The organism is Bradyrhizobium sp. B025 (assembly GCF_042257955.1).
GTDB classification, from domain to species: Bacteria; Pseudomonadota; Alphaproteobacteria; order Rhizobiales; family Xanthobacteraceae; genus Bradyrhizobium; species Bradyrhizobium diazoefficiens.
The window spans coordinates 6551343-6565420 of the sequence record NZ_CP170150.1; the positions used below are offsets into that span (position 1 = coordinate 6551343).

The 14078-nt window shown below is 66.7% G+C and carries 11 protein-coding genes; 4 read left to right on the plus strand and 7 right to left on the minus strand.

Features of this window, described 5'->3' with window-relative positions:
* Window positions 1-21: 21 nt before the first annotated feature.
* The 4 genes from ACE10W_RS30815 to ACE10W_RS30830 form a co-directional block, all read right to left on the minus strand.
* Complete coding sequence (locus tag ACE10W_RS30815; protein ID WP_375762314.1) at window positions 22-1428, minus strand: MATE family efflux transporter; 1407 nt, start codon at window positions 1426-1428, stop codon at window positions 22-24.
* A 70-nt stretch (window positions 1429-1498) separates the two neighbouring features.
* Entirely contained in the window at window positions 1499-3292 is a 1794-nt protein-coding gene (locus ACE10W_RS30820; RefSeq protein WP_375762315.1) for an ABC transporter ATP-binding protein, read from the minus strand.
* 473 nt (window positions 3293-3765) lie between these two features.
* Entirely contained in the window at window positions 3766-5349 is a 1584-nt protein-coding gene (locus ACE10W_RS30825; RefSeq protein ID WP_375762316.1) for a DHA2 family efflux MFS transporter permease subunit, read from the minus strand.
* Window positions 5350-5378: 29 nt separating this feature from the next.
* Complete coding sequence (locus tag ACE10W_RS30830) at window positions 5379-6695, minus strand: HlyD family efflux transporter periplasmic adaptor subunit (protein WP_375762317.1); 1317 nt, start codon at window positions 6693-6695, stop codon at window positions 5379-5381.
* Between the two features lie 195 nt (window positions 6696-6890).
* Here ACE10W_RS30830 and ACE10W_RS30835 point away from each other — a divergent pair, with 195 nt between their 5' ends.
* Window positions 6891-7526 carry a TetR/AcrR family transcriptional regulator gene (locus ACE10W_RS30835; protein WP_304567410.1) on the plus strand — a complete coding sequence of 212 codons (636 nt, stop codon included), beginning with the start codon at window positions 6891-6893 and terminating at the stop codon, window positions 7524-7526.
* Window positions 7527-7581: 55 nt separating this feature from the next.
* The gene (locus ACE10W_RS30840) at window positions 7582-7923 is read left to right on the plus strand and encodes a DUF6665 family protein (RefSeq protein ID WP_028176263.1); all 342 of its coding nucleotides are present in this window, start codon (window positions 7582-7584) and stop codon (window positions 7921-7923) included.
* A gap of 34 nt (window positions 7924-7957) precedes the next feature.
* Here the strand turns inward: ACE10W_RS30840 and ACE10W_RS30845 are convergent, their stop codons facing one another.
* Together ACE10W_RS30845 and ACE10W_RS30850 are read right to left on the minus strand one after the other, a co-directional pair.
* Complete coding sequence (locus ACE10W_RS30845; RefSeq protein WP_375762318.1) at window positions 7958-9172, minus strand: extensin family protein; 1215 nt, start codon at window positions 9170-9172, stop codon at window positions 7958-7960.
* A 410-nt stretch (window positions 9173-9582) separates the two neighbouring features.
* Entirely contained in the window at window positions 9583-10473 is an 891-nt protein-coding gene (locus ACE10W_RS30850; RefSeq protein ID WP_375762319.1) for a DUF2147 domain-containing protein, read from the minus strand.
* A 197-nt stretch (window positions 10474-10670) separates the two neighbouring features.
* Here ACE10W_RS30850 and ACE10W_RS30855 point away from each other — a divergent pair, with 197 nt between their 5' ends.
* A complete protein-coding gene (locus ACE10W_RS30855; protein WP_375762320.1) occupies window positions 10671-11432 on the plus strand; it encodes a DUF2147 domain-containing protein in 762 nt (253 codons plus the stop codon).
* Window positions 11433-11727: 295 nt separating this feature from the next.
* Window positions 11728-13182: a FecR domain-containing protein gene (locus ACE10W_RS30860; protein ID WP_375762781.1), complete on the plus strand. Its 1455-nt coding sequence runs from the start codon at window positions 11728-11730 to the stop codon at window positions 13180-13182.
* 266 nt (window positions 13183-13448) lie between these two features.
* Here the strand turns inward: ACE10W_RS30860 and ACE10W_RS30865 are convergent, their stop codons facing one another.
* Window positions 13449-14012 (minus strand): NUDIX hydrolase, encoded by a 564-nt coding sequence (locus ACE10W_RS30865; protein WP_375762321.1) that lies wholly within the window; start codon window positions 14010-14012, stop codon window positions 13449-13451.
* Between the last annotated feature and the right edge of the window lie 66 nt (window positions 14013-14078).

Genomic DNA, 14078 nt, shown 5'->3' on the forward strand with positions numbered 1-14078 from the left:
TCGGCAGGTCACAAGCCGTCGCTACGCAGGGACGCGCGCAGGAGGCGCGACGGGCTCGGGCTCGACCTGCTTCGAAGCCTCGTCCTGCCGGAGCGGCGCCAGGCGTTTGTCGAACTCGCGGCGCAGCAGCCACAGGCTTAAGCCCGCCTGGAGCGTGGTCGCCGCGATCGACAGGTACCAGACGTACTCGATGCGGAAGCCCGGACGCGTCGAGAGCCAGATCGCCGGCAGCGAATAGGTGAACACGCGCGTCGCCGAGCTCAGCAGCACCGGCTTGGTATTGCCGAGACCCTGGAACATGCTCGAGCAGGTGAAGATCAGGCCCTGCGCCACCATGTTGAGCGAGATGATCCGCAGGAACAGATAGGCGATCGCCATCGTCTCCCGGTCGTTCGAGAATCCGGCGAGCAGCAGCTCCGGCTTCGTTTGCGCCAGGATCATGAAGCCGATCATCACGGCGGAAGTGATCAACGCCGACTTGACGAAGGTCTCCCGCACGCGCGCCCCGTTGGCAGCGCCGACGTTCTGGCCGGCGATTGGCCCGGCGGCCAGCGCAACGGCAAGCGCCGGCATCTGGATCAGGGCCAGCACGCGCTGGCCGATGCCGAACCCAGCCTGCGCCGCCGCGCCGAAATCGCCCAGCACGTAGTAAACCACCGCCATGAAGATGAACATCATCGCGAACTCGCCGCCGGCCGGCAGGCCGACATTGAGGATGCGCTTCAAGTGATGCGGCTGAGGACGCCACTGCGCCGGGTTGAAGGCGACGTAGCGCTCGGCCTTGCGGAAATGCGCCAGCAGAATCAGGACGCCGATGGCCACCGCGATCGAGCTCGCCAGCCCCGCTCCGGCGACACCAAGCGCATGGCCGGTGCCCCAGCCCGAGATCAGCACCGGCGCGAGTGCGATATTGACGGCGACAGCGAGCACCCGCACCAGCATCGCGGGGCGCACGATGCCGGTCGCCCGCAGCGCAGATGCCAGCACTTGCATCGCGAATTCCAGCGCGAGCGCCGGCATGAACCACAACAGATAGGTGGTCCCCGCCTCGATCGTGGCTTGGTCCGCGGCGATCGCACGCATGTAGGGGCGCGACAGCGCCGCGCCCATCGCCAGGGTCAACAGGCCGAACAGCACCGACAGCGCGATCGCCTGGTTGAAGATCAGATTGGCATCCGGCCGATCCTTGCGGCCCACGGCATGCGCGATCAGCGCCACCGTGCCGACGCCGAGCACCTGCATCAGGGCGTTGATGAGAAAGCCGGCATTGCCGGCCGCGGCGACGCCCGCAACGGCGGCATCGCCCAGTCCCGACACGAAGTACAAATCGACCAGCTGGCAGATCATGATCGTGACCATGCCGACCATGATCGGGGGCGCCATGGCCAGGATGTGTCGCACGATGGAGCCGTTCGTCAGGTCTTTCATCTCATTCCATCCTTGGCGCATTCCGTGGGCGGCGTGACGGCGGGACTTTCGTCCCGCCGCCGCGCGCCTCTCATTCCGCTGCTGCGAGGTGCCCGAGCACCTGGCGCTCGAACAGGCCGCGATAGATGCCGCCGGGCTTGCCTGCGAGCACGGCGTGGGTGCCCTGCTCGACGATCTCGCCGCGGTCGAACACCAGGATCCGATCGAGGCTGCGCACCGTCGACAGCCGGTGCGCGATCACGATCGAGGTGCGCCCCTTCATCAGCCGCTCCATCGCCTGCTGGATCAGCGCTTCGGATTCCGAATCGAGGCTCGAGGTCGCCTCGTCCAGGATCAGCACCGGCGCGTCCGCCAGGAAGGCGCGCGCCAGCGCCACGCGCTGCCGCTCGCCGCCCGACAGCTTCACGCCGCGCTCGCCGACGAGCGTGCCGTAGCCCTTGGGCAGACGCAGGATGAAGTCGTGCGCATTGGCCAGCCGCGCCGCCTGCTCGATCGCCTCCAGGCTTGCGCCGGGCCGGCCATAGGCGATGTTCTCGGCGAGCGAGCGGTGGAACAGGATCGGCTCCTGCTGCACGATCGCGATCTGGCTGCGCAGCGATTGCTGCGTAGCCAGCGCGATGTCCTGCCCGTCGATCAGCACGCGACCACCGGAGACGTCGTAGAGCCGCTGCACCAGCTTGACGAAGGTGGTCTTGCCGGAGCCGGAGCGGCCGACCAGGCCGACCCGTTCGCCGGCGCGGATCGTGACCGACAGGCCGTCGTACAGCGGCGCGCGGTGGCCGCCATAGTGGAACGTGACGTCGTCGAACGCGATCTCGCCGCCCTCGATCGCGATCGGCCGCGCGTCCGGCGCATCGACAATCCCGATCGGCTCGTCATGGATCGCCACCAGCTCGTCCATGTCGTTGACCGAGCGCTGCAGGTTGTTGATGTGCATGCCGACGTCGCGCAGATATGCGTGGATGACGTAGTAGCTCGTCAGCACATAGGTGACGTCGCCGGGCGAGGCATGCCCGCTCATCCACAGCAGCACCGAGCCGCCGATCACGGACGCACGCAAGGCCAGCAGCAGCGAGAGCTGCGCCATGGCCGTGTAGTTGTAGCGAAACCAGGTCCGCCGCACCCGAACGCGCCAGCGGTTGATGACGCGGGCGAGCCGCGTATCCTCGCGCAGCTCGGCGCCGAAGGATTTCACCACGGCGTTGCAGGTCAGCGCGTCCGCCAGCGTGCCGCCGACCTTGGTGTCCCAGGCGTTGGAGATTCGCGCGGCCGGCGCGATGTAGCGCGTCGAGAACAGCACGGTGATGGCGACGTAGAACAGCGCTCCCACCGCGATCACCGCGCCGAGCGAGGCCCAGTGCAGGCCGATCAGGACCATGGAGCCGATCAACACCAGCAGAGACGGCGCCAACGCCATCAGGATGGTGTCGTTGAGCAGGTCGAGCGCCCACATGCCGCGGGTGATCTTGCGCACCGTGGAGCCGGCAAAGGAGTTGGCGTGCCAGTCGGTCGAGAAGCGCTGCACACGCATGAAGGCGCCCTGGGCGACATCCGACATGATCTTGAGCGTGAACGGGACGATCGCCTGGAGACCGATCAACCTCAGCACCACGGAGGCCGCACCGAGCGCCACGATGGCGCCGAACGCAACCAGCGCCCCGTGGCGCGCGTCAGGATCGGACGAACCGCGTGTCAGCGCATCGACCAGATGTCCGGAGAAGACCGGCATGAACAGGTCGGCGACGGTCGCGCCCAGCAGGCCACCGGCCACGATCAGGCCGCGACCGGGCTGGTTCAGCCAGTGCCGGAACACGAAGGGCAACACCACGCGTATCGCCGCGGGCCTTTTTGAGAGAGAGGTCATGACATCATCCAGCCGCTTTTGGCGCGGGCCGGCTCCATCAACGGACGCAAGTCGGCCACGAAGGGCAGACGGCGTCACTCACAGGTGATTTTGACTTGGGGAAGTGGGGCGATCGGGACTCGTGACCCGATCGAATCTGGCGGAAGAGGCCTCTAACAGGCCGCCGACATACCGAACCAGAACAACGAACGCGGGCGAACGATCTGCGAATGCGACGAAATCATGCAAATCCCTCCCGGTTCGATTGAATGAGGTGCGCTTTATAGATGTGCCGTTCGCGGTTTGCAACGGGGCTCGCGCGAGATCACGAACGAGTGTTGCAATTTGGTTCGCAGCTGCCGTCGATCTCATCTTCCACTGTCATGCCCCGCGAAGGCGGGGCATCCAGTACGCCGCGGCCTCTCGGCTCAACCACTACCGTCCCGGAGTACTGGGTCGCCCGGTCAAGCCGAGCGACGACAGCGTGCGTGGCGTCAGTGCGCGTCGCCGCCGCCGGTCATCGAGGCCGGCTTGTTCAGCAGCGTGACCAGCAGGCTGAGGCCGAGATAGAACAGCGTCAGCATGAAGAAGGCATCGCCGAAGCTCATCACCACGGCCTGGCGGTGCACCAGCTGCGAGAGCTGCCTCATCGCCATCAGCGCGGAATCGCCGAGCCCCTGGAACTTCTGCATGAACATGGTCAGGGTTTCGGTCGCGGTCGCGTTGCCCCAGGTCACGCGCTCCTGGAGGCGCGTGATGTGCAGGTCGGTACGGTTGTTGAGCACGGTGTTGATGACGGCAAGCCCGACCGCGCCGCCGAGATTGCGCATCAGGTTGAACAGGCCCGAGGCGTTCTTCACCCTGTCAGGGGCCAGCGTGCCGAGCGCGATGTTGTTGGTCGGCACCATTGCGAACATCATGCCGACGCCGCGCAGGATCTGCGGCACCAGCAACTCGTAGAAATCGTAGTCGCGGGTGATCCAGGTCATCTGGTAGGAGCCGATCGCGAACACGACGAGGCCGAAGGCGATCATGTATCGCATGTCGATCTTCACCATGAGACGACCGACCAGCGGCGCGACCAGGAACATGGTGATGCCCGACACGAACATGGTCTCGCCGATCATCAGCGCGCTGTAGCCGCGCACCTCGGCGAGATAGCGCGGATAGATGTAGGTCAGGCCGTAGAGGCCGATGCCGATGCAGAATTGGAGCACGCAGCCGACCGCAAAGTTGCGGTTGGAGAAGGTGCGCAGATTGACGATCGGCTCGGCCGCCGTGAAGACGCGCCAGAAGAAGGCGATCGCCGAGATGGCGCAGATCCAGGCGCAGATCGCCACTGTCGTGTCCTGCAGCCATTCATATTGCGGGCCTTCCTCCAGCACGTATTCCAGCGTGCCGAGGAAGCCGGCCATGAACAGCAGGCCCCACCAGTCGAAGCGGTCGAGCAATTCGAAATGCGGCTCGTCGAAATCGACCAGCGCCAGCACGCCCAAGGTAATGGCGATGCCGGGCACGACGTTGATGAAGAACAGCCAGTTCCACGACATCAGGTCGGTGATGTAGCCGCCGACGGTCGGCCCGATCGTGGGAGCCAGGGTCGCGACCAGCCCGATGATGGGACCGACGATGTGGAATTTCGAGCGCGGGAACACGGTGTAGGCCGAGGCGAACACGGTCGGGATCATGCCGGCGCCGAGGAAGCCCTGGAGCGCGCGCCAGAGGATCATCTCCTCGATGGTGGTGGCGAAGCCGCAGAGCAGGCTCGAGGCGGTGAAGCCCGCGGCCGAGATCGCGAACAAGAGCCGCGTGCCGAAGGCGCGCGACAGGAAACCCGACAGCGGGATCGCGATGACTTCGGCGATCAGATAGGCGGTCTGGACCCAGGAGACTTCGCTCGAGCTCGCCGACAGGCCGGCCTGGATTTCACTGAGGGACGCCGAGACGATCTGGATGTCCAGGATCGACATGAACATCCCGAACACCATGATGATGAAGGCGAACAGCCGCTTCGGCGCGATGCGCTCCGAAGCGGGGGCCGCCATCATGGCAGGTGAAGCAGTGGTGGCGTTGGCCATGGTCCGACCTCGCAGCGTTTAAGGTGCTCTTACTGCGGATGGATCATGGTGGGATCGTCGAGATCGACCTCGCTGTCGGCGTCGGCCGCGCCCTTGTTGGTGTCGACGGTCGCGTAGACCGACATGCCGGCGCGGAGCAGGTTCTGCTTCGCCACCGACTTCGGCACGCGGATGCGGACCGGCACGCGTTGCACGATCTTGGTGAAGTTGCCGGTGGCGTTGTCAGGCGGAAGCAGCGTGAACACCGAGCCCGCGCCCGCCGCGATGCTGTCGACGACGCCGGAGAACTTGCGCATGCCATAGGCATCGACCTTGATCGTCACCGGCTGGCCGGGGCGGATGCGCTTGAGCTGCGTTTCCTTGAAGTTGGCGTCGATATAGACGTCGTCGAGCGGCACGACGTTGCCGAGCCGCTGGCCGACCGCGACGAAGTCGCCGGCGCTGACGAGGCGATTCGAGAACGTGCCGTTGACCGGCGCGCGCACCGCGGTGAAGGCGACATCGCGCTCGGCCTTGGCGAGCGAGGTCTTGAGCTCGGCAAGCTGGGCCTGGGCTTCGGCCTGCTGCGCCTTGGTGACGTCGACGTTGCTGACGGCGACGTCATAGGCGGCCTGCGCGGCCTTGACCGCGGCGGCGCCCTGGTCGCGTCCGGCTTCCGAGCTCTCGAAGGTGGCGCGCGAGGCAAAGCCCTTGCTGCTCAGCGCCTGCTGGCGCTCATAATCGAGGTCGGCGCGCTTGAGGCCCGCTTCAGCCGAGACGAGCTGCGCCTTGGCCTGGGCAACCTGGCTCTCGAGCGCCGCGATCTGGCGACCGATGCGATCGATGGTGGCCTGCTGGGTCGCGATCCTGGTCGCGGCGGCATCGACCGCGATCTTGTAGTCGCCGTCGTCGATGCGGAAGATGACGTCGCCGGCGCGCACCGTCGTGTTGTCGCCAGCAAGGATCGAGGAAATGTGGCCGGCAACGCGCGCGCCGAGCATGGTGTTGTTGGCGCGGACATAGGCGTCGTCGGTGGCGATGTAGAAGCGGCCGACCAGCGTGTAATAGCCGGCATAGCCGGCTGCCGCGAGCGCCAGCACGAGACCGACGCCCACCAGGACGAATTTGCGCTTGCCGGATTTCGGCGTGCCGCTAGCAGCGGGCGCGTCTGACCCGGGTGTGGCCGGCTTGTCGGTCACGGGCTTCCCCGGCGCCTCGCTGCGGCGCTTCGCTTCCTCGGCCACATGGGAGCGCAACTGCTCGGCGAGAACGGCGGACGTCTCGGTCACAGGTTCAACGTTCGCCGAATTCGTCTCCACCGTATCCTGGCGAAGGACGCGCGCAGCCTGGTCTCTCGATACGGCCATAAAGGCCTCCTCAAAAAAAAGCGCGATGAAGGACGGCCGCCTGCGGCGTGTTCCCCTCGCTTAACCCAAATATCATTGACCGAACCGTTCGGTCAATATACATAATATCAAGCGTCGGACCCTACTGGCCCGAATCCTTTATTTGCGTTTCATAGTTCGGCACCTCGTCCAGAAACCTTCCGAGACCCTGAACCAATGGTTGTAGCTGCCAGCGAACATCTGCACGTCATCCAGGAGGAGGACAGCTCCAAGCGCCGCCAGATCCTGGACGGGGCCCGCAAGGTGTTCATGGATCTCGGCTTCGACGGTGCCAGCATGGGCGAGATCGCGCGCGCGGCGCAGGTCTCCAAGGGCACGCTCTATGTCTACTTCGCCGACAAATGCGCGCTGTTCGAAGCCATCCTCGAGCAGGAGGCGCTACAGCACGGTCAGGTCGTGTTCAATTTCGATCCCGCCCGCGATGCCGAGACCACGCTGAATGAGTTCGGCCGGGCCTACATCCATCTGCTCTGCCGGCCGGGCGGCGGATCGGCGATCCGCACCGTGATGGCGATCGCCGAGCGCATGCCCGATGTCGGCCGCCGCTACTACGCGCGGGTGCTGGACAAGACCATCAACCGCCTCTCCGATTATCTCAAAGCCCACGCCGCCGCCGGCGATCTCACGATCGACGATTGCGACCTTGCCGCCTCGCAGTTCATGGAACTGTGCAAGGCCTCGCTCTTCCTGCCCTTCGTCTTCCAGGCCGCGCCCGCACCGTCGGAAGAGCGCATGACCGAGGTGGTCAACAGCGCGACGCGGATGTTCCTGGCGGCGTACCGGGCGAAGTAACGGCGAGCACGCCACGCGTTGCGCATGCCGGTCTCGCGGCATTATATTTGCGGCCATGTCCCGTGATCTTCGCCCGCCTGTCGATATCCTCCATTATGAGATCGTCCAGGAACAGGCCTCGGCGCTTGGACGGATGGGCCGCACACTCGAGCAGAGCCTTGCGCGCTTGCGCGAGTTCGACGCCGCCCACGCAGCCTCGGGGACGCCGGCCTCGATGCAGGCGGCGAGGCGCAAGCTGGTGATGGAAGCCGGCCAGGCGCTCTGGATGTTCGTGGTGCAACGTGAGGCGTCCGGCTTGCGCGACAGCCGCCATATCATGCGCACCTACAACGTCCCCGGCGAGGTGCAGCTGTGCATGGGGGTGGTCCCCGCACCGTCGAAGCCGGCCTCGAAATAACTTTCTGACTGCGTAGGGCTACTCGCGAACGCGCCTAATCGTCGGCGTACTCGTCTTCTTCCTGCTTGCGCGTCGTTGCCTTGCGCGCTCCGAGCGAGCCGGTGACATAGGGATCGCGCCTGCCGGCGTAAGGGTTGCGCTGCTGCGCGCGCCCGGCGACCTCTTCGCCGGAGACGGCGGCCGGCTGGCAGATCAGCCGGCGGCTGGCCCGGCGCATCAGATCGACGTGGATGTGATCGTAGTGATAGACGTTCGAGCCCGGCGCGAGCACCGTGGTGAAATGCGCGCACGCCCCTGACTGCACGTCGCGCAGAAAGCCCTGCTCTTCCGGCATGCCGCGCCAGCCGTCCTTCACCGTGACGCGGCGGCCGTCGGCGAGCACGAAGGCGGCGATGTCGAGCGCGTTGCCGAAGGCATGCTCGGAAATGTGGGCGTGCGGATTGCCGTTCATGCCGCGGCAGGAATAGGCCGAGATCTGCTTGAGCTCGACGACGCGGGCGCCGAACCAGCGCATCGCCGACGGCTGCACGGTGTCGGCGAGCCAGCGGTCGAGCTCGGACACGATCGGACAGGCCAGCGTCGCGGTCGGCTTTACCGCGACGGGGCCGACGGCGGTGACGGGATTGCCCTGCGCGGGACCGAGCCGCGGCAGCGGCTGCTGCGCTGGCGCCTGCGAATAAGGTGCGGGACCGGGCTGCCGCGCCGGATAGCTCGGCGCATTCATGTAGCGCGCCGCGCCCGCGGCATCGGTGCCCTCGGGCGGCAGGTCGATCTCGTCTTCCTGCGGCGCCACGCCGGGCGCGTTCAGCGACATCGGCCCGGCCGAGGCGCCATAGCCGGACGGCTGGCGCACGGCGCTCTCGGGATAGTTCGACCGCTGCGGATAGGAGGATGCCGGACTATTCTGGCTCTGCGGATGATTCGATCGCGGCTGCGTCACCGGCCAGCGCGGCTGGCTGCCGATATTGCCCGGCGGGCGCAGCTCTTCGTCGGCAAAGCCGTAGCTGCTCGAGGCTTCGCCGATGGCGGCGACCTTGAGCGGAAACTCCGCTCCACAGCTGCCGGGCCCGGAGATCGGGTCGATGCGGACGATGTCCGCACTCTCTTTCACCGCGCCGGATTTCAGGCATGCGGCTTCCGCCTCGGCCCGCCACGGTTCACGTTCGGCCTGGAAGAAGCCGCGTCCGCAACCCGCTAGCGAAACAAGGACGATGGAGCCGACGAGATACAAACGAACTCCGCGCGTCATGCACGCACGTTCGGTGAATTTACTTAAAGACTCTTCAACGTGTTGATTTCAGCCTTCCTTAACCATGCCGGCCCCGGCCGTGCGCCAGCTCCTGGGGATGAGCGACAGCAAGGCTGACTTTTTCACAACGTGACTTTCTGTTAACCATGTTGGTTGGGCGCGCGAGCGGCGGGAGCCTGCTCCAGCGGAGCATCCTCCAGCGCAGGATTCTTGGGAGCCAGGATTCTTGGGAGCCAGTATTCTTGGGAGCAACGGCATGACGTTCGCCGGGAGACTGAGCGTGATCACCGCGTACCTCGCCATGGCCTTCGTCGGCGCCATCGTGCTCGGCATGATCTAGCGGCCATCGATCAACCACACCGGAGACCGCTTACCTTCCCCGGGAGGGCGAGCGTAAGCCGAGTGCATTGCTACGACCGCACACCCCACTGCCGCGATGTCGTGGCCAACTGCTCCTGCGGCTCCTCAATGCGCATCCAGTCGTTGCCGGAGCACCAGAAGCGGCCGAGCGCGCAGGCCTCGACGTAGAGCTTGCCGGCGCTCTTCAGCGTCATTCTCGCATAATAAGTGTTGCCGGTGGAGCGGCTGTAGATGCTGCCGGTCCAGACGTCGTGTGATTTCTGCTTCATGTTGACGAGCACGCTCTCGCCCCTGCTCGACGCCTCGGTCAACGCATAGCCGCATAGCGCAGAGCCGCAGCGTTCGATGCGGACCGTGCCCTTGGCGCCGTCGCTTTCCCACTGCCCGAGTGGCATGCCGGGCGACTCGTCGTCACTGCGCTGTGCGATCGTGGTAGTCGGCTTGATCTCGAGCTTCGGCGCGACGACCGGCGGCTCCATGCGCGGCGGATCGAGCGCGATCGGCTTCGGCGGACCTGTGCGCGAGAGCTCAACCCGTGGCGGATTGGGGCCGAGTGCATCGATCCGTGGTACCTCGGATCTTGGCGGCGGCGGCAGCACAACGGGCTGCGACGTCGTCGCGGCGAGCACGGGCGGCGGCGCAGGTAGCGGCGCGACCGCAATCGCCTGTGGCGGCCGGGCCGGGGTTGCCGGATAGACCGGCAGCGGCGCCTGGACGACCGGCGGTGGGACAGGCGCAGCAGGCGTCGTGGCGACGTCCTCCGCCGGCCGAAAGCTGCGATTGGAGGAAATCGAGACGCAGGACGCGGACCGGCAATTCCTGGGCGCCTCGACATGGAACCGGTGGCCGCCGATCGAGAAGGAGTAGGAACCGGCCCGGGCTGAAGGCGCAACCGCCAGCAGCGCGATCAATATGCCAAGCGAAATCGCAAGCCGCGTCATCGGCGCCTCCCTCTCTCTGTCGCGACGAGGTTACGCGGGATGAAATGCGGCTGAGTGTGCGCTGGCTCACCCAGGCGCCACGGGTCCTTGTGATGTCCATCACGGAGGACGGGACGGGCCGGGCGTAGGGTCGAACCACGCTTCATCCACCAGCGACTTCAGTCCAGATCGGGACCACGCATTTTCCGGAGGTTGTCATGAACAAGCTCACCGTCGCCGCCACCGCACTCCTCCTCGCGTCGACCGCGGCCGCGCATGCCGGCAATTCGATCTCGTTCCAGATCGAGGGTCAGCACATCCGCATCGAGACGCCGCGCAACTGCGCCTCGCTCAACTGCGTGACCATCGTCGCGCCGGGCCTGTCGGACAAGCCGATCAAGCTGAACAACATCAACCTCAAGGGCCTTGGCTCCAAGGACGATGACGTCGACACCACGCCGGCTCCGGTGCAGCCGCAGCCCGTGCAGCAGGCGCCGGTCCAGGCGAGCGCGCCGGCCGCGCCTGCGGTTGCCGCCCCCGCAGCTCCCGCCACGACGGTTGCCGCCGCTCCGTCCGTCGGCTTCGACAACACGGTGCAGCCCGCACCCGCCGCGGCTCCCGTTGCTGCGCCCGCGCCGGTCGCCGTTGCTCCCGCGCCCGCTCCGGCTCCGGTGGTCGCTGCGCCGGCGCCGGCCGCCAACACGCCGATCGGCGTCTGGGCGACCGAAGAGAACAAGGGCAATGTCCGCGTCGAGCAGTGCGGCGCCAATCTGTGCGGCTACGCCGAGAAGACCAACGAGCGCATCCTGATCAACATGAAGCCCGAAGGCGCGAAGTGGAGCGGCCGCATCCACGACCCCGACTCAGGCCGCAACTACGACTCGACGATCGCGATGAAGGGCCCGAACGCGATGCGCGTGCAGGGCTGTGCCTTCGGCGGCATGTTCTGCGGCGGCCAGACCTGGAAGCGCGTGAGCTGACGCGCGGAGCGCGTCATCCCGGGGCGATGCGAAGCATCGAACTATGGTGCGCAATTGCGCACCTGAGGATCTCGCACCACAAACGCGCACCACAACTTCTAGATTCCGGGTTCGCGACGTTGTCGCGCCCCGGAATGACGAGCAAGAATAGAGCGCCACGTCCCTAACACGGGGACGTGGCGTTTGAACGTTCGCCCCGTCCATGCGACAGATGTTCATCCGCCATTCAGCTCAATCAGGCTGAAATCGGCCGATCTCGCCTCGCGTTTCTCACCGGGACTCCCTCGTGATTTCAATGGTGGCCTGGCGCCGCTTCGTGTTCGCGCTTCCGCTGCTGGCCTTGCCGCTGGCCGGCGCGAGCGTGGCTTGTGCATCCGATGCAATCGAGCTCGCGCAGGCGCAGCCGCAGGCACAGCCGGTGCCCGCCCCCTCCCCGACGCCCGCAGCTTCGCCGACACCGGCCGCGGACGCTCAATCCGCCGCCGTCGAGCCGATCGGCAACGTTGCGACCGTCACGGGGATCGCGACCGTGATCCGCGACAAGAATTCCTATCCGCTGCGCGTGCGCGACGACATCTATCTCAACGACGTCGTGCAGACCTCGTCGAACTCCTCGCTCGGCATCACCTTCAACGATGCGACCACGTTCAACCTTTCCGCCAGCGCCAGGATCACCATCGACAATTACGTCTATGAGGACGGCGGCAAGCAGAATTCGGCGATCTTCGACATCGGCAAGGGCACGGTTGCCTTCGTTGCGGCGGCGGTGGCAAAGACCGGCGACATGAAGATCGCGACGCCGACCGCGACGCTCGGCATCCGCGGCACCACCGGCGTCGTCGACGTGCCCGAGGGTGCGGCCGCGAGCAGCGCCAGCAACGTCAACATCAAGCTCTATCCCGACGCCGACGGCCGGGTCGGACACATCGAGGTCAACGACCGCACCAGCGGCACGCGGCTCGGCGCGCTGACGCAAGCCGCAAGCGGCTTTGCGATCCGGCCGGGCACCGGCGGCACAAGTGGCATGCGCTTTGCGGCCGTGCCGATCACCATTGCCCCGCAGCAGATCGCGCGCGACCGCAGCTTCGTCAGCCAGGTGCATCTGGCGCAGACCACGGGCCGCCAGATCGTCACCGAGCAGCGCGACTTCCGCCGCGCCAATCCGAGCGCGATCAGCCGTATTCCGCGACCGGCGCAGCCGCCGCAGCAGCAACAATTGCGGCCGACGACGGCGCCGGGCCAACAGCCGCAGCGGCCGAACGGTCAGCCTGGCCAGAACAACCGTCCGGGTCAGCAGCAGCCGGGCACGCCAAACCGGCAAGGCGCTCAGCCGCCGCAGCGGCAGGGCCAGGGACAACAAGGACAAGGCGGCGCGGTGCAGCCGGGTACGCCGCGCGCGGGCCAGCAGCAGCAGGGTCAGCAGCAGGGTCAGCGGCAAGGTGCGGGCCGGCCCGCCGGCGCACCTCGCACCGGACCCAGCGTCCAACCCGGCGGCACGCCGCAAACCCAGCCGCCGCGCGCCGGCCAGACTCCCGCACAGCCGGGAGGAGCCGTGCCGCCGCAGCCGGGCACGACACCGCAGCCGCAAGCGCCGCGCACCGGATTGCAGCCGGGCCAGCCGCCCGCAGTCCAGCAGCCCGGCGGCATCCAGCGCCAGGGCGGATTCCAGCAGCGCCCGCCCGCCGCACAACGCCCCGCAGCGCCGCGCAAGCCGGCGCCCGCTCCGAAGGAGAAGAAAGAGCGGCGGTAGGCATCGAGTGCGCCACATCGCCGGTGCGCTCCCTCGCCCCGTTCTTACGGGGGCGCGACGAGCTTCGCTCGCGCTGAGAGGGTTGAGGTGAGGGGCTGCTTCCGCGAGCTCGATTTCAATTGTCGGCGGAGCACCCAGCTCGATAATTGTCGTGCGTGTCGGATGGACTTCCATTTTTGCAACGGTGTGCCCTGCCCCTCACCCGGATCGCTTGCGCGATCCGATCTCTCCCCGCTGAAGCGCGGGGAGAGGTAAGAAACGACAACTCACGCCTCGCCGCGCAGCCAGGCCTTCACCTTTTGCAACAGGCCGTGGCGCAGCTCTTCGACCGACGCAGCCTCGGCGGGCGTCAGCGTCTGCAAGGCTGCGTCGACGTCGTCGCTCGCCGGCCGCGGCTCGGGTGCGGCCGAAGATGCAAGGCCGGCGGCGGCGATCGCGATCGGGCCGATCTGGATCAGGAAGGCGCGCTCGTATTCGCGCGACAGGCGCACGATCGCATCGTCCAGCGTCAGCCAGTCGACCGCCTTGATGTCGTTCATCAGCTTGCGGACCGGACCGCCCTCGGCCTCCATGCGCCAGAAATGCACGACCTTGGAGCGGCCGCCCGACTGATAGACGAGCGTGCCCAGGAATTCGTGGATGGCGACCTCGTGACCGGTCTCTTCCAGCACCTCGCGGTGCGCGGCCTGTTTCGGCGTCTCGCCGTCGTCGAGCTTGCCCTTCGGCAAGACCCATTCGTTGCGCTTGCGCTGGCGCACGACCGCGACCAGCGGCGGCGCACCACGCCGTAGCACAATCCCCCCCGCCGCCATCACCGGCGCCCGCGCCATCGCCCAATCCGTATCGATCTATTCGTCCCCGCCGACCATATAGGCGGCGGGGACGGCGGATTGAAG